The sequence below is a fragment of the Streptomyces sp. DSM 40868 genome, assembly GCF_011820545.1.
In the GTDB taxonomy this organism is placed as follows: domain Bacteria; phylum Actinomycetota; class Actinomycetes; order Streptomycetales; family Streptomycetaceae; genus Streptomyces; species Streptomyces eurythermus.
The window spans coordinates 7686244-7709005 of the sequence record NZ_CP050504.1; the positions used below are offsets into that span (position 1 = coordinate 7686244).

Genomic DNA, 22762 nt, shown 5'->3' on the forward strand with positions numbered 1-22762 from the left:
GGACCGAGCCGGCCGGCCGCACGCGGTATGCCCAACCCTGCCCGGTCGGCCCACAGCCGACTCCACCGATCCGCCGGCTCAGGCCGAAACCCGCCGACTCGAGCGTGATGCCGACGCCTCCCCGGCGATGCCGGGGAGACGGCCCTGTCGAACCGGTGGCCCGCGCACCCGAGTGAGGGAAGCCGGACCCGGGGAACCCGGCGCACCTGCCTCTGCAGAGGGAGATGCCGAGGGCAGGCCGGAGGAGGCGAACCGGTGTTCCGTCCGCCGGTGAGCCGGCGGGCGTCTCGTGCTCTGCGCCGTGGCCGAGGGCGTGACGCACAAAGTGCTCGTCGCCGTCTCAACGGTGAATCGGCCGGCCCACCGGCTGCCCCCTGCCCGCGCCGTGACTTGACCGCATACAGTCAGGTGGTTCAACAGGGGAGGGAACTCGCACGTGAAGCACAACCTCGGCAACCGTGTGGCGAACGCGCTGCTGTGTGCCGCCACCACGGTGATCATCACCGGTTGCAGCACGGACAGCGCCGCGACCGGCGCCAAGGGCACCGGGCCGACGGTGAAGAAGCAGGGTGCGCCGGAGCATCCCTTCGACACCATGACGCCCGAGCAGATCCGTCAACAGTCCATAGCGGCCGCCAAGAACGCTGCGAGTATGCGCTGGGTCGGCACGTTCACCAGTGACGGCCGGCAGATGGAAGTCGACCTGGCTGTGGATGTCCATGGAAACTGCGAGGGCACGGTCAATCGAGACTCGGTCATGCACATCATCAAGAAGGGCTCCCTCGTCTACTTCAAGGCCGAGGAAACGTTCTGGCGGACCAGTTTCAGCCGCGGGATGACGGCTGAAGAGACCGAGAAGATGGTCGGGATCTTCACGGGCCGCTGGGTCAAGCCCCCCAGGGGCATGTCGAAGGTGCTGGGGAACATGTGCGACACCGTCCACGCCAGGACCGAGGCATTGAGCCCTGCACCTACATCCGACGTGAGCCTCACACGCGAGTCCGATACCGCCGTGGACGGCCGGCCCGCCGCCGTGCTCGTCGAAAGGACCGCCACCGACACGACTACCGCATACGTCGCCAAGAAGGGCAAGCCTTACCCCTTGAGGATCACGATCACAGGCGGCGACGCGCCCTTCGACATCACCTTCACCGACCAGGACAAGCCCGTCGACACCACCCCACCGCCACGTGACGAGATCCTCGACCCCACCAAGCTGAACGTCCCGGCACGACGCGCTGCTCCGCACAGCAACGCATCGGCTGAGGGCGGGGCCCACGATCTTCCCGTCACCTGACGCTTTCATCGTCCTCGAATCCCGACGCTCAGTATGCCCAACAGCCCAGTGGCCAGGACGACATGGCCGCGCACCCGGCTGACTGCACCCGGCCGCGGCACAGCCCTCACCTGCCCCAACTACCCGGCCTTTCCCGGCCTCACCTCAGCCCTGTGCCGCTGCAAGCGACTCGTCCGCCTCACATAGGACACCGTCTCGAGAATCCCGCCCGGGCCGTACGGCCGCGTCCTGGCGATGTCGGCAGCGCGTCCCCGCAGGCGGGCCGGACGGGGGACGGCCCTCGGCCGCGGCGGTGTGCTGGTCGTGCCGCGCCCGGTCGTCGCGTGCGCCGGCCATGTGGGCGGTCGCACAAGCGAGATGCCCGGGATGCGACTCTGGTCGTACGGACGGCACGCTCCGGTGTGCGACTTGGGTCGCATGCGATGGCGACCGGCGGACGATGCGGCAGCGCGTGCCCGTGCCGAGGATGGCCGGGTGACCGAGATCATCGCGGGGCTGTACGTGTCCCCTCTGGAATTCCTCGCCATGCTGGGGGCTGTCGCCTTGGTGACGGCGCGCTGGCTTCCCGCAACTGCCCGTCCACGCGCCACGATCGCGGCGGGGGCGGTGCTCGTGCTGTCGGCGACCGGGCTGAGTGTGGTGGGGTTGCGCTGGCAGATGCTGCCGGTACTGGCAGGCGCTGCCATGGCGCTGCCGTTCGCCCTCTCCCCCCTGCTGCGACGCCGTGCCGCCCGGCCGGCACGGCGGGCGCGATGGTGGCTGGCGTTGCCCGGGACGGCGGCCTGCGCCGGCCTGATCACCGCGGGTCCGGTGGCCGCCTGGGCCTTTCCCGTCCCCGTGTTCCCCGAGCCGTCGGGCCGTTTCCCGGTCGGCACCCGTGTGGTGGAGTGGACCGACCCGCACCGTCCCGAGGGCTTCACCGCCGATCCGCACGACCGGCGCACGGTCGTGGTCCAGCTCTGGTACCCCGCGCAGGAGGGTCCCGCGGGCGCGCGGCGGGCCCGGTACCTGGGACGCACCGAGCACGAGGCGCGCACCGTCGCGGACGCCCTCGCCGACGGGGCCGGCCTGCCCGGCTTCCTGGTCGACGGCGTCCCGCGCGCCCGCACTCACGCGGTCTTCGACGCCCCGGTGGCCAGTAGGGGCGGACGGTTCCCGGTCGTGCTGTTCTCTCCCGGTTCGGGCGGGGTGCGTACCCAGAACACCGCCTGGGCGGAGGAACTGGCCAGCCACGGCTATGTGGTCGCCGCCCTCGACCATCCGTACGACTCCGCCGCGGTCGTCCTCGCCGACGGCCGGACGATTCACTCCAGGACGTCTTCCACCGGAGACCGGGACAAGGACGACGACCTGGCGGTCGGCTGGACGGCCGTCCGGGCCGCCGACCTCGGCTTCGTCCTCACCCGGCTCGACCGCCTGGACCGAGGAGGGATCACCGATCCGCTGACCGGACGCCTGGACACCGGCCGGGTCGCGGTCACCGGTCACTCCATGGGTGGCGCCGCCGCTCTGCAGGCAGCCCGGCAGGACCGCCGGTTCGACGCCGTCATCGATCTGGACGGCTACCCCCACGGTCCCACCTCGCCGGCCCTGCGCCGCCCGGTGCTCGCGCTCACCGCGGCCATCACCCCGGAGACCGACCCGCGTTACCTCCCCCGCCTCACCGAGGCCCTCGAGGCCGGCACCGCGACGAGTTACCGGCTCACCATCCCCGGCGCCGCGCACCTCACCTTCATGGACGGCCCCCTGTACCTGCCGCCCGTGCCCTCGATGACCGGTTCCCTGGGCCGCGCCCGGAGCCCGCGTGTCGTCGCCGCGACCACTCTCGCCTTCCTGGAGGCCACCCTGCGGCACAAGCCCGGTGACCCGGCCGACGCTCTGTCGGCCTACGGCGACCTCAGCGTCCTCCCCCCGCACAGCAGCCGCTGATCAGCCGACGACGCGCCCGCGGCAGCCGGGCCGACCGACCCCTCCGGGTGGCCGTCGGCAGCGAGGACGAGCGGGACGAGGGCAGTTCGTCAGCCGTTCATGTGCTGTCCTTCTCGGCCGGGGCCGCTTGTTCGGACTGGTTCGCGACTGTCAGGCCGCCTTGCCCATGACAACGTCAGGACCCGTTCAGTGACCGCATCGGCCGCTTTCCGGCACGCTCGTGCCCTTGCTCGCTTTCTCGTCGCCGCACCCCTCGTGGCCGCAGGTGCCCTGACCGGCGTACCGGCGGCACACGCGGCCGTCACGGACGACGTCCGTATCAACGAGGTGACGACCACCGGCGGCGTCAACGACTCGATCGAGTTGTACAACAAGGGCGCCGCCACGGTCGACGTGTCGGGCTGGGTCCTCAAGGACAACGACAAGGACCACGCCTACAAGATCGCTTCCGGGACCACCCTGGCACCGGGCGCGTACCGTGCGTTCGACGTGAGCGGCACGTTCGGCCTGGGCTCGGACGACGAGGCCGGCCTCTACCTCGCGGACGGCAGGACCCAGGTGGACGGCTTCTCCTGGAACGAGCACTCCGACCCGTCCTGGTCGCGCTGCCCCGACGGTACCGGAGCGTTCGGGCAGGCTGCCACGGTGACCCTCGGCGGCCCGAACAACTGCGGCACCGGCGGCGGGGACGGCGGCTCCACGGCGCCGGCCGTGTGGCCGGGAAGCAGCAGTGTGGCCACCGCGGACGGCTCGAACGTGTTCGGGCAGGACCTCAGCGGCCTGTACCAGGGGGACAGCGTGCTGTGGGGTGCGCAGAACAGCGGCAGGCTGTGGCGTCTGGTGCGTGACGGCTCCGGCGGCTGGAAGCCGGATGCCGCCGGCGGCTGGTCCGCCGGCAAGAGCCTGCGCTTTCCCGGCGGCTCCGGCACTCCCGACAGTGAGGGCGTCACGCTGACCGGTACCGGTTCGGCCGCGTACGTGGCCGGCGAGCGCGACGCGGACGCGTCGGGCACCAGCCGCCTGTCGGTACTGAAGTACGACGTGAGCGGGTCAGGCTCGTCGCTGACCGCCGTCAAGGAGTGGAACCTCACGTCCGACCTGCCCTCGACCGGCTCCAATCTCGGTCTCGAAGGCATCACCTGGATCCCGGACACGGCGCTGACCGGCGCCGGGTTCAAGGACGCCTCGACCGGGTCGGCCTACGATCCGGCCCGCTACGGCAGCCACAGCGGCGGAGTGTTCTTCGTGGGCGTCGAAGGCACCGGCATGATCTACGGTTACGTGCTGGCCGACTCCGGTTCCCACACCCGTGTCGCGTCCTTCAGCAGCGGCATGTCCGGGGTGATGGAACTGCAGTGGGAGCCGCAGGCGTCGCGTCTGTGGGCGGTCTGCGACGACACCTGTGACGGTCAGCACCGCACTCTGGAGATCGGCACGACCGGCGTCTTCACCACCGCCGGCGTCTTCAACCGCCCGTCGGGCATGCCCGACTACAACAACGAGGGCTTCTCCCTGGCCGGCGCGGACGAATGCGTGGCGGGTCACAAGCCCGTCTACTGGGCGGACGACTCCAACGACGGCGGGCACGCCCTGCGCAGGGGCACCATCACCTGCTGACCGGTGTCGCGCAGTGGGTGGCAGCCCTCACCGCCACCCACCTTTCCGGCAGCCGCTCCGCAGGCCGAAGGCGCCTTGGAAAACCGGGGGAGCTGCCCGGACGCCCGAGTCGTTGTTAGGGTGTCGAACAGCCCTTGACCTGCAAGAGCGCGGGCAGGGAGCCGATCAGTAGGAGTGCATCGATGCTTCGTACCATGTTCAAGTCCAAGATCCACCGCGCCACCGTCACCCAGGCCGACCTGCACTACGTGGGATCGGTGACCATCGACGCCGATCTCCTCGAGGCCGCCGATCTGCTGCCCGGGGAACTGGTGCACATCGTGGACATCACCAACGGCGCCCGGTTGGAGACGTACGTCATCGAGGGGGAGCGTGGCTCCGGGGTCGTCGGGATCAACGGGGCGGCGGCCCATCTCGTCCACCCCGGTGACCTGGTGATCATCATCAGCTACGCGCAGGTCACCGACGCGGAGGCCCGTGAGCTGCGGCCCCGGGTCGTGCACGTCGACGCCGGCAACCGGATCGTGTCCCTTGGCGCCGACCCGTCCGAGCCGGTGCCCGGTTCGGACCAGCAGCGCAGCCCGCAGGCCGTAGGGGCCTGACCGGCCGACCGGCGGACCAGGGGCGTGCGGGGCCTCGAGGGAGACCGCGCGCCCTGGTTCCCGTGCACACGGTCGTCGAGTCCGCCCACGAAACCCGCTGGACCTGATCAGCTTGCTGTCGCATTGGAAGTCGCCGTACGAGCGCTTGCCCTCCGGATGCCGGCCGGCGAGCTGACGCCACGCGAGCCGGCCTCCCGGATCCACCGGCGCTTCGGGCACGAGCTGCCTCCGGCCGAGCGGCTCGCCGAGTTGGACGACGAGTACGACCTCCGTGAACTCGAACACGGCGACGGAACAGCGGGACAGCTCGACGCCGACGTCAGGGCCGAAGCTCTGCGGCTGCTGTTCTCAGGCTTGCCCGGTGTGCGGTGAGCTCGATGGGCGTCGGCTTTCCGGCGCGGGAGTCTCCCAGGCGGTGGTGATGTCGCGGGCGACATCGCGCAGGAGGCCGATGAGCAGGTCCGCGAGGGGGGTGAGGCTCGCGTCGGCCCTGGTCACGGCGTAGAGCTGGCGGTGGGGCCTGGGGCGGGCCAGTTCGCGGTGGGTGGTGCCGGGTGCGTGGGTCAGGGCCAGGCGGGAGACCAGGGCCACCGCGATGCCCGTGCCGACGAGCGCCTGGGCGACGTCGTAGGACTCGGTCTCGAACCGCACGGTGGGAGTGAAGCCGGCCTCCCGGGCCGCGTCGTGGAACTGTTCGCGGGCGGCATGGCCGGCCAGGATGGAGACCCATGATTCGTCGGCCAGTTGTTCCAGGCGGAGTTCGGTGTCCGCGGGCTGCCCGGTGGCCAGTGGATGGTCGTCGGGGAGCACCACGACCATCGGGTCCAGCAGGAGCGGGTGGGCCCGTATGTGCGGGGGCGGGGCGAGCGGCGTACCCCAGGAGGCGACTATGGCCACGTCCAGGCGTCCCGCGCCGATCTCGTCCGCTCCGCGTCCGGACACCACGTCCACGACCGAGACGTCGGCGTCCGGATGGCGGTGCCGCAGCGCCGTCAGGGCCGGCGGCAGCAGGTGCAGGGCGGCCGCCTGGAACGTGCCGATCCGCAGCCGCAGCGAGAGGTGACCGAGCAGTGCGGCCAGTTCCGCCTCGGCCCGGTCCGACGCCTCCTCCACGGTCCGGCCGTGGGAGGCCAGCAGCGCGCCGGCCGCGGTGAGCGTGGCCCCGCGAGGACCCCGGACGACCAGCGGCACCTGCCAGTCCCGCTCGGCCTTGACCACCTGCTGGGTGACCGCGGCGGGCGTGAGGTGGAGTGCGCGAGCCGCCGCCGTCAGGGAGCCGTGCCGCTCGATCAACGCGAGAAGCCGCAGCTGTCCCGGATCCACCACCATTCACCGATCCTAACGCTGCACCCTTCTCTTTTAACTTCTCTTACGAGCCCGGGGCGGGAAGGCTTGGGGCGCACCCATCGGCCGCGCTCCCTGGAAGGGGTTCTTTTCCCATGCCCACGCATGTGCCCGCTTTCATCGTCACCACCCTGCTGCTGGCGATGCTGCCCGGCGCGAGCCAGGCCCTGATGATCCGGCAGGTCCTGGAAGGCGGCCGACGCGCCCTGCACGGCACGCTCGCGGGCAACGCCAGCGGGTTCTTGCTGTGGTCCACGGCCGCCGCGGCCGGGCTGTCCGCCGTCCTGCTGGCCAGCCCCACCGCGTACGCCCTGCTCCGGATCGCGGGCGGCGTCGTCCTGATGATCCTCGGGGTGAAGACCCTGCGGACCGCGCTCACCGCCGGCTCCGCCCGCCCGCTCCACGAGGGCGGGGGCCGCACCGGCTTCGTGGGCGGGTATCTCACGGGTCTGAGCACCAACCTCGGCAACCCCAAGGCGGGCGTGTTCGCCGTCTCGGTGCTGCCCCAGTTCGTGACCTCCGACGGCCCCGTGTTCCTGTCGACCGTCGCCCTGGGAGCCCTGTGGGCGCTCGTCAGCGCCTCCTGGTACGCGCTGCTCACCTGGGCCGTCGGCCGGGGGCGCGCCCTGGTGTCGCGGCCGGCCGTCCTGCGGGGACTCGGCGTGGCCACCGGTGTCGTCCTGCTGGGCCTGGGCGCCGGGGTGGCAGCGGGTGTCTGAGAGCCGGACGCGAGTACTCCGCCCGGCCGCACGGGAGACGAGGAAGCCGATGACGTACGCCACGACACCGGACGGAATCCGCATCGCCTACCAGCTCCGGGGCCAGGGGCCGCCGCTGGTCCTGCTGGCGGGCCAGGCCAACGACCACCACTGGTGGGACACGGTCCGTGCCGACTTCCATGCCGCCCGCAGCACCCTCACGCTCGACTACCGCGGCACCGGCGACAGCGACAAGCCCGACGCCCCCTACAGCACCGAACTGTTCGCCCGGGACGTCATCGCCGTCCTCGACGAACTCGGCATCGACCGGGCCGACGTCTACGGCACGTCCATGGGCGGACGGGTGGCCCAGCAGCTCGCGGCCCGCCACCCCCACCGGGTGGGCGCCCTGGTCCTCGGCTGCACCTCACCCGGCGGCCCGCACGCCGTCGAACGCGGCGACGACGTCCGCCTGGCCCTGTCCCGGCCTCGGCCCGGAGCCGCGCGCCAGGCCCTGCTGGAGCTGATGTACACCCCTGGATGGCTGGCCTCCCACCCGCTCCCGCACCACACCCTCGGAGACCCCGGCATGCCCGCCCACGCCCGGCGCCACCACCGCGCGGCCGGGGACCGGCACGACGCCTGGGACATCCTGCCGGACATCACCGCACCCACCCTGGTCGTGCACGGAAGCGACGACCTGCTCAATCCCACCGCCAACGCGCCCCTGCTCGCCGACCGCATCCCCGGCGCCCGACTGCACCTGATCCCGCGTGCCCGGCACGCCTACTTCGAGGAGTGCCGCACCCACGCCGGTCCTCTCGTCCTAGACTTCCTCACCACCGCGCACAAGCCGTGACGAGCGGCAGAAGGCGAGTCCGCCGGATGCCACCCCGAGGCGCGCCGCACCGGCGCGGAGCCGGGTCCGTCAGGTGCTGCCGTCGGGTGAGTGGTCGCGCGGGCACCGGGTAGGCGGGGGAGTAGTCCAGAGGCGACGTCCCGTGACAGCCCGGAGGACACGATGACCAACCCGCATCCCGACCCGGTCCCGCCCGACCCGGCACCGCCCGGCCCGGCACCGGGGCCTGGCCCGAGCCCGACCCCGCCGGATCCCTACCCCACCCCGGTCCCACCGCCAGAGCCGGTCCCGCAGCCGACTCCGCCCCCGCCGGGCCCCGGCCCCACACCGCCTCCGGCGCCGCCCCACCCGGGCCCGCCGGGGCCGCCACCGTCCCCCGTCCCCCCGGGCCCGGAACCGGTGCCGAACCCCGAACCAGGCCCGCCCCTCACCTGAGCATGACCGAGGGGTATGGCCGTCCCCCTGGTGCCCCGGGCAGCCTCCCCGGGGCACCGGCAAAGGCCGCCCGCCTACGCCGTGACCTCGCCGCGGTCCCCGCCCCACAGCGTGTGGAACGCCCCCTCGCGGTCCACCCTGCGGTAGGTGTGCGCGCCGAAGAAGTCCCGCTGGCCCTGGGTCAGCGCCGCGGGCAGACGCGGGGAGCGCAGGCCGTCATAGTACGCCAGGGCCGCCGCGAAACCGGGCGTCGGCACCCCCTGCCGTACCGCCGCGATCTGCACCTCCCGCCAGTCGTCCTGCGCGTCGGCGATCTCACGGGCGAACGTCTCGTCCGAGAGCAGGCTCGGCAGGTCGGGCCGGGCGTCGTAGGCCGCGCGGATGCGGTCCAGGAACGCGGCGCGGATGATGCAGCCGCCCCGCCAGATGGAGGCCACCGCGCCCAGGTCGATGTCCCAGCCGTACTCCTCGCTGCCCGCCGCGATCTCGTGGAAGCCCTGGGTGTACGACACGATCTTGGAGGCGTACAGCGCCTGTTCCACCCGGTCGGCGAAGGCGGCGGCCTCCGACTCGCTCAGCGCGGACGGCTTCGGACCGGCCAGGTCCCGCGACGCGGCCCGCAGCGCCGCGTGCCCGGACAGCGACCGGGCGAACACCGCCTCGGCGATGCCGGACACCGGGACGCCCAGGTCCAGCGCGATCTGCACGGTCCAGCGGCCGGTGCCCTTCTGCTCGGCCTGGTCCACCACCACGTCCACGAACGGCTTGCCGGTGGCCGCGTCCACGTGGGACAGCACCTCGGCGGTGATCTCGATCAGGTACGAGTCCAGCCGGCCCGTGTTCCAGGTGCGGAAGATGTCCGCGATCTGCGCGGGGGAGTACCCGGCGACATCGCGCAGCAGCTGGTACGCCTCGCCGATCAGCTGCATGTCGGCGTACTCGATGCCGTTGTGGACCATCTTCACGAAGTGCCCGGCGCCGTCGGGGCCCACATGTGTCACACACGGCGCGCCGTCCGCGGCCTTCGCCGAGATCTTCTCCAGCATCGGACCCAGCGACCGGTACGACTCCACCGACCCGCCCGGCATGATGCTCGGTCCGTGCAGCGCGCCCTCCTCGCCGCCGGAGATGCCCGCGCCGACGAAGTGGATGCCCCGCTCGCGCAGCTCGCGCTCCCGGCGCCTGGTGTCCGCGAAGTGCGCGTTGCCCCCGTCGATGATCATGTCACCGGGCTCCAGCAGCGGGGCGAACTCCTGGATCACCGCGTCCGTCGGCTCACCCGCCTTGACCATGACGACCAGGCGGCGCGGCCGCTCCAGCGCCGCCACGAATTCCTCGGCGGTCTCGGCCGCGACGAAGTCGCCCTCCTGCCCGAACTCCTCCACCAGCGCCTTCGTACGCGACACCGTACGGTTGTGCACGGCGACCGTGTAGCCGTTGCGCGCGAAGTTCCGTGCGAGGTTGCGGCCCATCACCGCGAGGCCCGTGACACCGATCTGCGCTGAAGTGCTCATACCGCCTGCTCCCTGGTTGCCTCATGTCTACGGCTCCGTCAGTACGGGGCCCTGCTTATCCTGACGTGCTGTAACGGCGAACGCGTTTGCGACCCGCCACATTCCGGTACGCGTCGCGAGCGCCCTGCCTCGGCCATCGGTCGCGGCCCGGCTCAACAAGGGCGCGTTCCCGGCCACTTGGCCCGGACGGCAGGCCGATTCCCCGCCTTGTCATGGCCAGTTCGCGGCGCTTACGTTTGCCCCTCCTGACGCATGCCGAGGGGAATTCGGACATGGCCGCACGCGGCCGGCACCGCCGGTACCAGCCGAACAGGATCAACCGCGCCTCGCTCACCGTCACGGCGAGCGGCGCCGGCCTCGCCATCCCGCTGGTCGCCGCCGGCACCGCGCACGCGGCCGACGCGGCCACCTGGAGCAAGGTCGCCGCCTGCGAGTCCAGCGGCGACTGGAGCGTCAACACCGGCAACGGCTACTACGGCGGGCTGCAGTTCACCCGGTCCACCTGGGAGGCGTACGGCGGCACCCGCTACGCGCCGCGCGCCGACCTGGCCACCCGGGCCGAGCAGATCGCCGTCGCCGAGAAGGTGCTGGACGCGCAGGGACCCGGCGCCTGGCCGGCCTGCGCGCCCCGCGCCGGACTGACCCGGGGCGGCGGCACGGCCGGCGCGCCCACCGACTCCGCGGCCACCCGCACGGCACACACCGACTCCGCGGCGGCCCACTCGGCACACACCGACTCCGCGGCCGTCCACCCGGCGCGGACCGGTGCGCACCCGGCCTCCTCCGTCAGGGACGTCCGGCCGCAGACCACCCCGCAGTCCCGCGCGGGCCGGGCCGAGATGTACACCGTGGTGCGCGGCGACAGCCTCTCCGGCATCGCCGGCGAGCAGCGCGTGCCGGGCGGCTGGCGGGCCCTGTACGCGGGCAACCGCGCCACGATCGGCTCCGATCCCGACCTGATCCTGCCGGGCCAGCGGCTCAGCCTGAACGGCACCCGGACCAGGAGCACACCCCCCAAGGCCCCGGACTCGCCCAAGTCCCGGAAGCACAAGGTCCCTTCGGAGCATCCCGGCACCCACCACACCCCGGCTCCGGCCCACCACACGCGCGTCGCCCCCGTGACCGCCTCCGTCGGCACCGGCTACCACGTGGCCGGCTCGCACTGGTCGAAGGGCTACCACACCGGCGTCGACTTCCTCGTACCGACCGGGACGTCCGTGCGGGCGGTGGCGGCCGGCCGGGTGGTGGCCGCGGGCTGGGGCGGTTCGTACGGCTACCAGGTCGTACTGCGGCACGCCGACGGCCGCTACACCCAGTACGCCCATCTGTCCGCCATCTCCGTGCGGGCCGGCCAGGACGTCACCGCGGGCCGGCGCATCGGCCGCTCCGGGTCCACGGGCAACGTCACGGGCCCGCACCTGCACTTCGAGGTGCGGACGGGCCCCGATTTCGGGTCGGACGTCGACCCGCTCGCCTACCTCCGGGCCGGTGGCGTCGCCATCTGACGCGGGCACGGCGCCGGTAGCGGGACAGGCACCGGCACCGGCAGCGCCACCGGCACGTGGAAGCGCGCGGACAGCGGGACGTACGGCGCGGGGGCCGCGTCCTCGGCGCGCGGCCCGGCACCACCGGCCTCCGTGCCGGTTCCGCTTTCCGCCGTGTTCCCGGACCTCGTCCTGCCCCCGGTTTCCGTCCCGCTCTTGGCCTCCGTCCCGCTTCCGTTCGGGTCCGCGTCGGCGTCCGCCGCCCCGCGCTGCCGTGGCACCACGGGGCGGGTCTCCCGGGCGGCGAGGGCCGGCCCGGCGGCGTCCCGCAACGGGCGTACGGCGAACGGCCCGTCCGGGGACACCGCGGGAACAGCGGGCGTGGGAGCGGCCGGGAACACCGTCGGGACAGCCGGAGAGGCCGGGGCCGTCCCCGGGGCCTCCGCGTGCTCCAGCCGTTCCGTCGTCAGCATGATCAGGCCGCCCGCCGCCACCACGCCGCAGCCCAGGGCGAGTACCGTGCCCGCCGTGCCGTGGCGGAAGGTCTCGCCGAACATCAGGACGCCGACCGCGGCGGCCAGCACCGGATTGACCACGGTCAGCGTGGCCAGCGGGGCGGCGAGGCCGCCGTGCCGGTAGGACAGCTGGGACAGCAGGACACCGGCGACCGAGAACGCGCCGATCACCCCGAGCGAGGGCAGCGCGCCCAGGTCGATGCCGTGCGTCCAGTCCACGGCCACGGTCTTGGTGAACACCGACGACATGCCGAAGGCGGCGCCGGAGGCGGTGGCCAGCAGCACGCTGCGCACCGCCGGATGCCGGTGCACGGCCAGCCCGGCGAAGGCCAGCGCCGCCACCGCCGCGCCGGTGGCCGGCGCGACGGCCAGCCGCTGTCCGGCGGTCAGGGAGTGCGTGGCGGAGGAGCCGACCAGGGACAGCAGACCGGCGAGGCCGGCCGTGGCCATCAGGGCGCCGCGCCAGGCGGTCGCCCCGGCCCGGCGGCCCACGCACAGCGCCGCCATGGGCAGGGCGAAGACGATGGTCAGCGCGCCGAGCGGCTGGACCAGGCTGAGCGGCCCGTAGGCCAGCGCGACGACGTGCAGCACAGCGCCGAGGCCGTTGAGCGCGAGCGCACCCCACCAGCCCGGCCGGCGCACCGGCGCGCTGCCGGCGGAGGACACCGCCACCTGCTCCTGCGTGATCGCTCCGCCCGCGTAGGCCAGGGCGGAGACGACCGACAGGAGCACGGACAACGCCAGGGCGCTCATCGGCGTCTCCTCTGGGGGCGGTGCGTGTCCTCGGCCCGTATGCGATCGGCTTCCATGGCCGACACTCTGCCCGGTCGTGATCTTCCCGTCGTCGTCCCTGAGCGCAATGCCGCCTACTGCTTTTGGAGTACACCGGTATGCCGGTGATCCGTTGGCGGGCTGACGCCGGGCGGGCCCCCGCCGCGTCGCTCGGGCGACGCGCCTGGTAGGAGTGCTGTCGTGTTTCCCGACCGCGATCTCGCCGCACTGCGCCCGCTCGGCGGTTTCTTCGTGCTGCGCACCCTCCCCGGCCCGGCCGGCGCCGTGGATCCGCGGCGGCTGCCGGCCCTCGCGGACGGCTACGCGCCGGTGCCGCCGTCCGGCCGGGATCCGGTCGCCGCGCGGGTCGCCGTGGTGGGGGAGCGGCTGCGGACCGCCGAGCCCCGGGTGGCCGCCTCGCTCGCCCAGCAGGGGCTGGCCGCCCGGCTGTGGTCGGCGGCCCTGGGCTGTGCCGTGCTGTACGGCGGGCTGCCCGACCTGGACCCGCGCCTGCTGCGCTGGGACGTGGACGCCACCGCACCCGACGATCTGTGGCTCACCGAGGTGCGCGCCCTGCCCGGGGACGCGGCCACGCTGGCCGCCACCGTGCTGCACGGCCATCTGGAGCCCCTGACGGCGGTGCTGCGGGCCCGCTACGGCGTGGCGGCCGGCCTGCTGTGGGGCAACGCGGGCTCCGCGCTGGCCGCGACCGCCCGGGAACTGGGCCGCTGGGCCCGCGCTCACGGCCGTACCGACGTGGCGGCCCGCACCCGCGCCCTCACCGGCGAACTGTTCGCCCATCCGCTGCTCGACGCCACCGGAGCGCGCACCGGCGCGTCGTTCCGGCGGCGCAGCTGCTGCCTGTACTACCGGGTGCCCGGCGGCGGACTCTGCGGCGACTGCTGCCACACCCGCCCACCCGGCTGACCTCCCCGACCTACCCCCGCACCCCGCCGCGAGAGAGCCCCCTCGGCGCGACGCGTTCCACGCCAATCACCCGGAATGCCCGGGTTCGCGCCCCGCGGCCTTCAGGATGCAGGCAACGATGTCCAATCCGCGGAGGTCATCCGACATGAGAGGGACCCGGCGCACGCGCTGGTGCATGGCCGGGGTGCTGGCAGCGTCGGCGCTGATCGCCACCCCCGCCGCACGGGCCGAGGAGCCGCCCGACGGCCGCCTCACCGAGCTGGTCAACCCGTTCATCGGCAGCCGGAACGAGGGCAACACCTTCCCCGGCGCGGCCGTGCCCTTCGGCATGGTGCAGCTCTCCCCGGACACCGGGCACAGCACCGGCTACGACTACGCGCAGAACCGTGTCCGCGGCTTCTCCCTGGTCCACCTCTCGGGCGTCGGCTGCCGCATCGGCGGCGACCTCCCCGTGCTGCCCACGACCGGCGATATCACCCGGACGGATTACGCGCAGTACGCGGCGGCCTTCTCGCACGACGACGAGGAGGCGAGCCCCGGCTACTACCGCGTCGGCCTCGCCTCCGGCATCCGCGCCGAGCTGACCGCCACCGCCCGCACCGGTGTGCAGCGCTACACCTTCCCGGCCACCGGGAAGGCCAACGTCCTGCTGAACGCGGCCCAGGCACTGCACAAGCCGGTGAGCAGCGCGGTGGAGATCCTGGACGACCGCACCGTGCGCACCGAGATCACCGGCCACGGCTTCTGCCGGGACACCGGCCCCTACACCGTCCACACGATCACCCGCTTCAGCCGGCCCTTCACCGCCTACGGCACCTGGGACGGCCGCACCGTCACCCCCGGCGCCCGCACCGGAGCCGGCGGCGCCTACGTCCGCTTCGACACCACCGGCGACCGCGTGGTCGAGGCGACCACCGCGCTGTCGTACGTGGACGCGCGCGGCGCCGCGGCCAACCTGGACACCGAGGGGGGCCGCTCCTTCGACGCCGTGCGCCGCCGGGCCCGCGAGGAGTGGGAGCGCCGGCTGGCCGCCGTCCGGGTGCGGGGCGGCACGCCCGCGCTGCGCCGGACCTTCTACTCCTCGCTCTACCGGTCGTACCTCGCGCCCAACATCGGCGGCGACGCCGACGGCCGCTACCTCGGCTGGGACCGCCGCGTCCACCGCGCCCGGGGGTTCACCTACTACCAGAACTGGTCGCTGTGGGACACCTACCGCACCCAGGCCCAGCTCCTCGCGCTGCTCGCGCCGCGCGAGGCCCGGGACATGGCCCGGTCGGTGGTCGCGGTCGCCGAGGACGGCGGCTGGCTGCCCAAGTGGGGCTACGGCCCGGTCGAGACCAACATCATGACCGGCGACCCGGTCACCCCCTTCCTGACCACCGCCTACCACTCGGGCCTGCTCAAGGGCTTCGAGGAACGGGCCTACCGGGCGCTGCGCGAGAACGCCGACGGCGTGCCGCCCGCCGCCTACCCCGGCGTCGGCCGGGAGGCCAACGCCGAGTACATCGCGCGCGGTTTCGCGCCCTACGTCAAGGGCCGCCCGTACGCCAAGATGGGCGACTCCGACTACCACTACGGCGCCTCGGTCACCCTGGAGTACGCGCTCGCCGACGCCATGCTGGCGCAGATGGCCCGCGGGCTCGGGCACCACGAGGACGCCGCCCGCTACGCCGCCCGTTCGCGCAACTACCGGAACATCTTCGACCCCGCCACCGGCTTCTTCCGCGCCCGGGACGCCTCCGGCGCCTTCGCGGGCCCGCCCGACCCGGCCCGCGGCACCGGCTTCCACGAGGGCACGGCCTGGCAGTACCAGTGGCTCGTCCCGCAGGACGTACCCGGCCTGGTCGGGCTGATCGGCGGCAGGAGCGCGGCCGACGCCCGTCTCGACGCCTTCTTCGCCTACGACCGGCTGCTCGCCGACCCGGAGAGGACCGCGCGCGAGGTGTGGGTGCACGGCGACCCGTACGCCTACTACAACGCCGCCGTCTACAACCCGATGAACGAGCCGGACCTCATCGCGCCCTACACCTACCTCTCCACCGGCCGGCCCTGGAAGACCACCGACGTGGTGCACGCGGCGCTGACCCTGTTCACCGACAGCCCCGAGGGCCTGACCGGCAACGACGACCTGGGCACCATGTCCGCCTGGCACGTGCTGTCGGCCATCGGGCTCTTCCCGGTCCAGCCCGGCTACGGCACCTGGGGCCTGACGACGCCCGTGTTCGACCGGGTCGACCTGGCCCTGGACCGGCGCTACTGGCCGGCCGGCCGGCTGACCGTCACGGCGCCCGGCACCTCGGCCACCGACCGCTACGTCCAGGCCGTACGCACCGACGGCACCCCGCACGGCCGGACCTATCTGACGACCGGCGCGCTGCGCTCCCTGCGCTCCCTCGCCTTCACCGTCGGCCCGCGCCCGTCGGCATGGGGCACCGCGCCCGCAGCGGCGCCGCCCGTCTTGACGTATTGACCGCTGATCCGCCCGTCGCCGACGCGTGAGGCAAGCCCGTGACGTCCGACCTGCTCGCTCCTTTGGACCTGGCCTTCTGGAACATGGAGTCCGACCGGCACCCGATGCACCTCGGCGCGCTCGGTGTCTTCGGCGCGCACTCGCCGACCGCCGGGGCGCACGCCGCCGACCTGCTCGCCGCCCGTGCCGCCGCCGTCCCCGGGCTGCGCCTGCGCATCCGCGACCTGTGGCAGCCGCTCGCCTTCGGCGGCGCCGCCCGCGAGACCGACCCGCACTTCGACCCGCTCCACCACGTCCGGCTGCACGCCCCCGCCGAGGACTTCCACGCGGCCGCCGGCCGGCTGATGGAGCGCCCGCTGGAGCGCGGCCGGCCGCCGTGGGAGGCGCATGTGCTGCCCGGCGCCGACGGGATCTCCTTCGCGGTGCTCTTCAAGTTCCACCACGCCCTCGCCGACGGGCTGCGCGCCCTGAAGCTCGCCGCCGGCGTCCTGGACCCCGGCGGCCTGCCCGAGCGCGCGCCCCGTGTCATCGAGCCGCCGCGCGGCCCGCTGCCCGACGTGCGCCCGCTGCCCGCGCGGGTCCCCGGGCTGGTCCGGGGGGTGCTCACCGACATGGGCCGGGCGCTGGACATCGGCGCCTCGCTGGCCCGGTCCACCCTCGGCATGCGCCCGTGCGCCGCGCTCACCTCCGCGCCCAGCGGCACCCGCCGTGTCGCCGGGACCGTCCTCGACATCGATGACATGCACCGGGTGCGCAAGAGCGCCGGCGGCACGGTGAACGACGTCCTCATCGCCGTCGTCGCCGGGGCCCTGCGCCGCTGGCTGGACGAGCGCGGCGACGGCAGCGAGGGCGTGGCACCCCGTGCCCTCATCCCGGTCTCCCGGCGCCGGCCGCACGCCGCCCCCCAGCAGGGCAACCGGCTCTCCGGTTATCTGATACGGCTCCCGGTGCACGAGAGCGACCCGCTCGCCCGGCTGCACACCGTGCGCACCGCGATGGTCCGCAACAAGGACGCGGGGCCCGACCGGGGCGCCGGAGCGGTGGCCCTGCTCGCCGACCACGTCCCGGCCCTCGGCCACCGGCTCGGCGGGCCGCTGGTCGGCCAGGCGGCCCGGCTGTGGTTCGACATCCTGGTCACCAGCGTGCCGCTGCCCGGCCCCGGGCTCCGGCTCGGCGGCCAGGAGCTGACCGAGGTGTACCCGCTGGCCCCGCTCGCCCCCGGCCAGGCCCTCGCGGTCGCGATCTCCACGTACCGCGGGCGCGTGCACTACGGGCTGGTCGCCGACGCGCGGGCCGTACCGGACCTGGACCGCCTCGCGCGGGCGGTGACGGCGGAGGTGGCGACCCTGCTGTCCGTCTGCGACCGCTGAGGACCGGGTCCGGGGGGCCGTCCGTACCGCCGTACCGGTCGTGTTTCCGGTGCCGGCCGTGTCTCCGGTGCCGACGGTGGCGCCCGTACCGGCCGTGGCGCCCGTACCGCCGGTGCCGTCCGGGCGACTCGTCGGCGGGTGCGGGCGGGCCCGGTGGCGGGGACGGGACGCCGGTGATCCTCGGGGAGCGGAATCGGCGGCGGTTTGGTCCATCGGCCCGGCGCTCCGTAAAATTCGCTGTTCGAAAGCGGGCGCGAGTCGGAGCGCCGCTCGGGTGACCAGGGGAACGGCAGCGCGATGACGGTGACAGAGGACGGCTCGGCGTCCATGGACGAGATGGTCTACGGGCCCGGTATCGACCCCGAGCGGCTCGCCGTCTGCCTGAGCGTGCTGGAGGAACTGGACCAGCTCGACGTCGACCACCCCGACGCGATCAAGGTGCGCCGGGCCACCTCGCACATCTACCGCGTGGTCAAGCAGCGCCGCCGCCAGGAACGCCGGGCCGCCAAGACCGCCCACGACCGCGCCGTCACCGAGGCCACCGCCACCGGCTCGGCCGAGCGCATCGACGACGAGACCGAGGGCATCCTGCCGTCCTCCAAGGTCGAGGAGGGCCGGATCGCGGGGATACTCCAGCGCCCGCGCTCCTGCTACACCTGCAAGCAGCGGTACGTGGAAGTCGACTACTTCTACCACCAGCTCTGTCCCGACTGCGCCGATGTCAACCGCGCCAAGCGCGACGCCCGCGCCGACCTCACCGGCAAGCGCGCCCTGCTCACCGGCGGCCGGGCCAAGATCGGCATGTACATCGCGCTGCGGCTGCTGCGCGACGGCGCGCACACGACCGTCACGACCCGGTTCCCCAAGGACGCCATCCGCCGTTTCAAGGCCATGGAGGACTCGGCGGACTGGCTGCACCGGCTGGAGGTCGTCGGCATCGACCTGCGCGACCCGGCCCAGGCCGTCGCGCTGGCCGACCGGGTCGCCGAGGCCGGACCACTGGACATCCTGATCAACAACGCCACGCAGACCGTGCGCCGCCTGCCCTCCGCCTACGCGGCCCTGGTCGACGGCGAGAGCGCCCCGCTGCCCGCCGGCGAGCTGCCCGCCCACCACGTCATCGGTGCCTTCAACTCCGGCGCGGTCGACGGCCTGGCCGCGCTGCCCGTCGGCACCAGCGGGCTGGACGCGCAGAAGGTGGCCGACCTGGCCCTGGTCGCGGGCAACGCCAGCGTCGCCCGGCACCTCGACGGCACCGCCATCGACGCGGGCGGTCTGCTCCCCGACGTCGTCGACACCAACACCTGGGTGCAGACCATCGACCAGATCTCCCCGGTGGAGCTGCTGGAGACCCAGCTGTGCAACTACACCGCGCCCTTCATCCTGATCAGCAAGCTCCGCCCGGCCATGGCCGAGGCCGCGCGTAAGGCGGCCAGCGGACGGGCGTACATCGTGAACGTCTCGGCCATGGAAGGCGTCTTCAGCCGTGGCTACAAGGGCGCGGGCCACCCGAACACCAACGCCGCCAAGGCCGCGATGAACATGGTGACGCGGACCAGCGCCCAGGAGATGTTCGAGTCCGACCGGATCCTGATGACCTCGGTCGACACCGGCTGGATCACCGACGAGCGCCCCCACTACGACAAGCTGCGCCTCGCCGAGGCCGGCTTCCACGCCCCGCTCGACCTGGTCGACGGCGCCGCCCGCGTCTACGACCCGGTCGTGCGCGGCGAGGCGGGCGAGGACCTGTACGGCGTCTTCCTGAAGGACTACGCACCCGGCAAGTGGTAAGCGGCGGGCGGCTGTCGGCCGGGCACGCCCCGGCCCACCGCGCCCGCGCGCACCGTGATCCGGCGGACGCCGTGCCCCGGCCGGCCGTGTCTCAGTCGACCGCGCCGAGCCGGCACCGGCCGGCCGCCACCAGCTCCAGTACGGTGCGCCAGTCCTCCAGCACGCCCGCGTCGAAAGCGGCCGTGCGGCCCTCCTCCTCGGCCTGGCGCAGCCGCAGCAGATCGTCGTCGGCCGGGCCGGCGTCGGCGCGGACCAGCCGGGCCACCCGCTCCCCGAGCAGGGGACGCACCGCCTCCGCCGCGCTGCCGGCCGCGGCCGCCTCGTCGCCCGGGCACAGCACCGGTCCGATGCCCCGCACCAGGCCCGCCAGTTGGAGCTCCTTGTCGGCGGGGCGGCTACGGCGCAGCAGCGCGGCGGTCCGCAGCGCGTGCCGGTGCCGCCCGGCGTACAGCAGGTCCATCAGCTCCTCGACGCTGCGCAGCTCCATGCGTCAGTCCTTCCGCGAGACAGCCGTTGCCGCGTCAGCAGACCATGGTCGGTTTGCCGCCCGGCCAACGGCACTTGAACTGCGTCGGGTCGGTCAACCGTTCCCCAACTTATTTCGAAGAGGCGTTCGTTCATATCCGCCGTACGGGTGATTCCGGACGTCGTACGAGTGAGCAGCTTATGGGAAAAGGCCCCATATTGGGGGCTATTGGGCGGCTCCGCGAAGCGTATTGGTTACACCTTGTTTTCATTCCCTATCGAGCGGATGCCCGCTCATTTGGTTAATCTGGGAGTCGACGGACAACAGTACGGGGTCTCACCCACACCCACCGTCCGTCCTGGGGCACGCCGGTCCACAACGGCCTGCTCCGGCAGCGGAAACCGGCGCCACCGCGCTCGTAATCGGCCTTTCCACCAGACCCGAGCGGGCGTCCGGCGCCGTGGCGCGGACTGTCCGGTATGCCCCGAGGGTGACCCGACACATAAGGAGTGCGCGGTGACACCGGAGAAGACGAATCGCGAACAGGGCCCCGAGGAACGCGCGGAGCGCAGGCGCCGCCGGCCCGGAGAACTCGGCAGCCTCGAGGTGTGGGCCCGCTCCGCCCCGATCCGCCTCGCGGGATACGAGGACGACCTGGCCGAGCCGCACATCCTGCCGAGCGTGGACTGACCCCCCGCCCCGGCCCGCGGCGATCGCCGTCCGCGTGGGCGTGACAGACTCACGCCCATGCTGATCAGAGAAGCCACGGCCGGGGACTGGCCGCGGATCTGGCCTTTCTGGCACCGGATCGTCGCCGCCGCCGAGACCTACGCCTGGGACCCCCACACCACCGAGGAAGCGGCCCGCGAGCTGTGGATGAGCCCGGCCAAGCGGGTCTACGTCGCCGAGGACGACAGCAAAGCGGTGATCGGGTCGGCCTACCTCACGCCCAACTACGGCGGACCCGCCGCCGGCGTCGCCAACGCCGGCTTCATGGTCGACCCCGACCGCGCCGGCCGCGGCACCGGCCGTGCCCTCGCCACCCACGTGCTGGCCGAGGCACGGGCGCACGGCTACCGCGCGATGGTCTTCAACGCCGTCGTCGAGACCAACCCCGCCGTCGCCCTGTGGACGTCCCTCGGCTTCACGATCCTCGGCACGGTCCCGGACGCCTTCGAGCACCCGCGTCACGGCAGGGTGGGCCTGCACATCATGTACCGGGCGCTGGACTAGGCCCTGCCGTCACCCTCCCGCCGTCCGCCGCCAGGGGACCAGCTCCGCCAACTCCTCGGCCACGCCCAGCAGAAGGGACTCCGTGCCCGGCCGGCCCACCAGCTGTACGGCGCAGGGGGCGCCCGAGGGCAGGGTGCCCACCGGCACGGACATCGCCGGCCAGCCGGTCAGGTTCCACGGCGGAGTGAACGGCGAATACGCCGAGTTGGCGAGGATGTTGCGCAGCCAGCCGCGCTCGTGCCACGGCCCGGCCTGCGGGGAGCGGCGGGCCAGGGCCGGGGTGAGCAGCACGTCGTGCTCGGTGAAGAACGGCGTCAGCCGGGCGCGCAGCCGGTCCCGGGCGGCCCCGGTGCGGACCGCGCGGGTGAAGCGGCGGCCCACGGCCGCGTGCACCCGGGTCCGTCGGGCCAGCCGGGCCGGGTCCAGGCCCGCCGCGTCCACCGCCGTCCCGGCCGTCCAGTGCCGGAGCGCGGTCACACCGAGGGAGAGCGGGTACGGCGGTTCCGCCCGCCGCACCCGGTGCCCGGACCGGGCCAGCGCCCCGGCCGCCTCCCGCACCGCGTTCGTATACGGCCGGCTCACCGGCACCCCGGCGAGCGGGCTGCGCAGCGCGACGGCGATGCTCAACGGGCGACGCTCCTCCGGACGTTCGAACTCCGCGTCGGCGAGGACGCCCAGCATCAGCCGCAGATCCTCCACCGTCGTGGCCAGCGGCCCGTTCTCCGCCATGCCGAACCAGTCACCGTGGCCGATCCCGGCCGGCACCACCGCGTGCCCCGGCTTCAGCGTGACCAGCCCGCAGTTCGCGGCCGGGATGCGCAACGAGCCCATCCCGTCGTTGCCGAGGGCCAGCGGCACCAACCCGGCGGCCACCGCCGCCGCGCCGCCGCCGGAGGAGCCGCCCGCCGTGCGGGACGGATCCCAGGGGTTGCGGGCGATGCCGTACGGGCCCTCCGTGGTGCCGAAGACACACAGCTCGGGCACGTTCGTCAGGCCGACCACCACCGCCCCCGCCGCGCGCAGCCGGGCCACCGTCACATGGTCCTCGGCGGCCGGGGTGTCCGGGGTGGCGGCGGAGCCGTTGCGGCACGATTCGCCGCGCACCGCCAGGTTGTCCTTGACCGCCACCGGAACGCCCGCGAGCGGCAGACCCGCCAGCGCCGCCCGGGCGGCCACCTCGTCGGCCTCGGTGAGCGCCGCCCCCGCCCGGACCTTCCGGAACGCCCCGATCCGGCCGTCCAGCCGCTCGATCCGCGCGAGGTGTTCGGCCACCACCTCCCGGGGTGTCACCCGCTTCTCGCGGACGGCGGCGGCGATCTCGGCGGCACTTCGGCCGGCCCAGCTGGTCACGGACGCTCCTCGGGTGGTCGTCGGCTGCGCGCCCCTGGGTTACCCGTCGGTATGAAGGCGCGTAGAGAGAACTGTGCACCTCCGGGCCCG

The 22762-nt window shown here is 73.5% G+C and carries 19 protein-coding genes; 14 read left to right on the forward strand and 5 right to left on the reverse strand.

All coding sequences use genetic code 11. The annotated features are described in order from the left end of the window. Positions 1 to 436 precede the first annotated feature (436 nt). From HB370_RS34655 to HB370_RS34675, 5 genes are all read left to right on the forward strand, one after another. Positions 437 to 1297, forward strand: a complete 861-nt coding sequence (locus HB370_RS34655) for a hypothetical protein (protein ID WP_063766429.1) — start codon at positions 437 to 439, stop codon at positions 1295 to 1297. 474 nt (positions 1298 to 1771) lie between these two features. Beyond that, positions 1772 to 3226, forward strand: coding sequence for a dienelactone hydrolase family protein (locus HB370_RS34660; RefSeq protein ID WP_030786583.1), 1455 nt, complete (start codon positions 1772 to 1774; stop codon positions 3224 to 3226). A 189-nt stretch (positions 3227 to 3415) separates the two neighbouring features. After that, the gene (locus tag HB370_RS34665; protein ID WP_030786581.1) at positions 3416 to 4843 is read left to right on the forward strand and encodes a lamin tail domain-containing protein; all 1428 of its coding nucleotides are present in this window, start codon (positions 3416 to 3418) and stop codon (positions 4841 to 4843) included. Between the two features lie 182 nt (positions 4844 to 5025). Further along, positions 5026 to 5445 (forward strand): aspartate 1-decarboxylase, encoded by a 420-nt coding sequence (panD, locus tag HB370_RS34670; protein WP_030786579.1) that lies wholly within the window; start codon positions 5026 to 5028, stop codon positions 5443 to 5445. A 156-nt stretch (positions 5446 to 5601) separates the two neighbouring features. Next, complete coding sequence (locus HB370_RS34675) at positions 5602 to 5817, forward strand: hypothetical protein (protein WP_208974469.1); 216 nt, start codon at positions 5602 to 5604, stop codon at positions 5815 to 5817. On the opposite strand, the gene HB370_RS34680 is transcribed toward HB370_RS34675, so the two are convergent. Beyond that, entirely contained in the window at positions 5794 to 6774 is a 981-nt protein-coding gene (locus HB370_RS34680; RefSeq protein WP_051815906.1) for a LysR family transcriptional regulator, read from the reverse strand. The genes HB370_RS34675 and HB370_RS34680 overlap by 24 nt on opposite strands. 110 nt (positions 6775 to 6884) lie before the next feature. On the opposite strand from HB370_RS34680, the gene HB370_RS34685 reads away from it, so the two are divergent. Both HB370_RS34685 and HB370_RS34690 read left to right on the forward strand, forming a co-directional pair. Beyond that, complete coding sequence (locus tag HB370_RS34685; RefSeq protein WP_030786569.1) at positions 6885 to 7508, forward strand: LysE family translocator; 624 nt, start codon at positions 6885 to 6887, stop codon at positions 7506 to 7508. Positions 7509 to 7557: 49 nt separating this feature from the next. Continuing rightward, on the forward strand, positions 7558 to 8346 hold the full coding sequence (locus HB370_RS34690; protein ID WP_030786567.1) for an alpha/beta fold hydrolase: 789 nt from the start codon (positions 7558 to 7560) through the stop codon (positions 8344 to 8346). Between the two features lie 509 nt (positions 8347 to 8855). Here HB370_RS34690 and gndA read toward each other — a convergent pair. Further along, entirely contained in the window at positions 8856 to 10295 is a 1440-nt protein-coding gene (gene gndA, locus HB370_RS34695) for an NADP-dependent phosphogluconate dehydrogenase (protein WP_030786564.1), read from the reverse strand. A 272-nt stretch (positions 10296 to 10567) separates the two neighbouring features. Between gndA and HB370_RS34700 the strand changes: the two genes are divergently transcribed. Beyond that, the gene (locus HB370_RS34700) at positions 10568 to 11800 is read left to right on the forward strand and encodes a transglycosylase family protein (RefSeq protein WP_030786561.1); all 1233 of its coding nucleotides are present in this window, start codon (positions 10568 to 10570) and stop codon (positions 11798 to 11800) included. Here the strand turns inward: HB370_RS34700 and HB370_RS34705 are convergent. After that, positions 11770 to 13047: a DMT family transporter gene (locus HB370_RS34705; RefSeq protein ID WP_030786558.1), complete on the reverse strand. Its 1278-nt coding sequence runs from the start codon at positions 13045 to 13047 to the stop codon at positions 11770 to 11772. The two genes, HB370_RS34700 and HB370_RS34705, sit on opposite strands and share 31 nt — an antisense overlap. A 219-nt stretch (positions 13048 to 13266) precedes the next feature. On the opposite strand from HB370_RS34705, the gene HB370_RS34710 reads away from it, so the two are divergent. The 4 genes from HB370_RS34710 to HB370_RS34725 all read left to right on the forward strand — a co-directional run bounded on the left by HB370_RS34710 (position 13267) and on the right by HB370_RS34725 (position 19623). After that, a complete protein-coding gene (locus HB370_RS34710; RefSeq protein WP_030786556.1) occupies positions 13267 to 13992 on the forward strand; it encodes a (2Fe-2S)-binding protein in 726 nt (241 codons plus the stop codon). 145 nt (positions 13993 to 14137) lie between these two features. Continuing rightward, positions 14138 to 16462 carry a GH92 family glycosyl hydrolase gene (locus HB370_RS34715; protein ID WP_030786552.1) on the forward strand — a complete coding sequence of 775 codons (2325 nt, stop codon included), beginning with the start codon at positions 14138 to 14140 and terminating at the stop codon, positions 16460 to 16462. A 38-nt stretch (positions 16463 to 16500) separates the two neighbouring features. Then, positions 16501 to 17832, forward strand: coding sequence for a wax ester/triacylglycerol synthase family O-acyltransferase (locus tag HB370_RS34720; protein ID WP_030786550.1), 1332 nt, complete (start codon positions 16501 to 16503; stop codon positions 17830 to 17832). Positions 17833 to 18129: 297 nt separating this feature from the next. Beyond that, the gene (locus HB370_RS34725; RefSeq protein WP_030786548.1) at positions 18130 to 19623 is read left to right on the forward strand and encodes an SDR family NAD(P)-dependent oxidoreductase; all 1494 of its coding nucleotides are present in this window, start codon (positions 18130 to 18132) and stop codon (positions 19621 to 19623) included. Between the two features lie 91 nt (positions 19624 to 19714). Here the strand turns inward: HB370_RS34725 and HB370_RS34730 are convergent, their stop codons facing one another. Then, a complete protein-coding gene (locus tag HB370_RS34730) occupies positions 19715 to 20110 on the reverse strand; it encodes a hypothetical protein (RefSeq protein WP_030786546.1) in 396 nt (131 codons plus the stop codon). A gap of 495 nt (positions 20111 to 20605) precedes the next feature. Between HB370_RS34730 and HB370_RS34735 the strand changes: the two genes are divergently transcribed. Then, the gene (locus tag HB370_RS34735) at positions 20606 to 20779 is read left to right on the forward strand and encodes a hypothetical protein (RefSeq protein ID WP_106980714.1); all 174 of its coding nucleotides are present in this window, start codon (positions 20606 to 20608) and stop codon (positions 20777 to 20779) included. Positions 20780 to 20836: 57 nt separating this feature from the next. Continuing rightward, complete coding sequence (locus HB370_RS34740; protein ID WP_030786544.1) at positions 20837 to 21322, forward strand: GNAT family N-acetyltransferase; 486 nt, start codon at positions 20837 to 20839, stop codon at positions 21320 to 21322. A 9-nt stretch (positions 21323 to 21331) separates the two neighbouring features. On the opposite strand, the gene HB370_RS34745 is transcribed toward HB370_RS34740, so the two are convergent. Then, positions 21332 to 22672, reverse strand: coding sequence for an amidase (locus tag HB370_RS34745; RefSeq protein ID WP_030786542.1), 1341 nt, complete (start codon positions 22670 to 22672; stop codon positions 21332 to 21334). Between the last annotated feature and the right edge of the window lie 90 nt (positions 22673 to 22762).

What these genes read in the sequence shown, in the direction of transcription:
- gndA (WP_030786564.1), bottom strand. Translation starts at nt 10,295, where the DNA reads ATGAGCACTTCAGCGCAGATCGGTGTCACGGGCCTCGCGGTGATGGGC.
- HB370_RS34675 (WP_208974469.1), top strand. Translation starts at nt 5,602, where the DNA reads ATGCCGGCCGGCGAGCTGACGCCACGCGAGCCGGCCTCCCGGATCCAC.
- panD (WP_030786579.1), top strand. Translation starts at nt 5,026, where the DNA reads ATGCTTCGTACCATGTTCAAGTCCAAGATCCACCGCGCCACCGTCACC.
- HB370_RS34715 (WP_030786552.1), top strand. Translation starts at nt 14,138, where the DNA reads ATGAGAGGGACCCGGCGCACGCGCTGGTGCATGGCCGGGGTGCTGGCA.
- HB370_RS34725 (WP_030786548.1), top strand. Translation starts at nt 18,130, where the DNA reads ATGACGGTGACAGAGGACGGCTCGGCGTCCATGGACGAGATGGTCTAC.
- HB370_RS34705 (WP_030786558.1), bottom strand. Translation starts at nt 13,047, where the DNA reads ATGAGCGCCCTGGCGTTGTCCGTGCTCCTGTCGGTCGTCTCCGCCCTG.
- HB370_RS34700 (WP_030786561.1), top strand. Translation starts at nt 10,568, where the DNA reads ATGGCCGCACGCGGCCGGCACCGCCGGTACCAGCCGAACAGGATCAAC.
- HB370_RS34680 (WP_051815906.1), bottom strand. Translation starts at nt 6,774, where the DNA reads ATGGTGGTGGATCCGGGACAGCTGCGGCTTCTCGCGTTGATCGAGCGG.
- HB370_RS34685 (WP_030786569.1), top strand. Translation starts at nt 6,885, where the DNA reads ATGCCCACGCATGTGCCCGCTTTCATCGTCACCACCCTGCTGCTGGCG.
- HB370_RS34690 (WP_030786567.1), top strand. Translation starts at nt 7,558, where the DNA reads ATGACGTACGCCACGACACCGGACGGAATCCGCATCGCCTACCAGCTC.
- HB370_RS34730 (WP_030786546.1), bottom strand. Translation starts at nt 20,110, where the DNA reads ATGGAGCTGCGCAGCGTCGAGGAGCTGATGGACCTGCTGTACGCCGGG.
- HB370_RS34740 (WP_030786544.1), top strand. Translation starts at nt 20,837, where the DNA reads ATGCTGATCAGAGAAGCCACGGCCGGGGACTGGCCGCGGATCTGGCCT.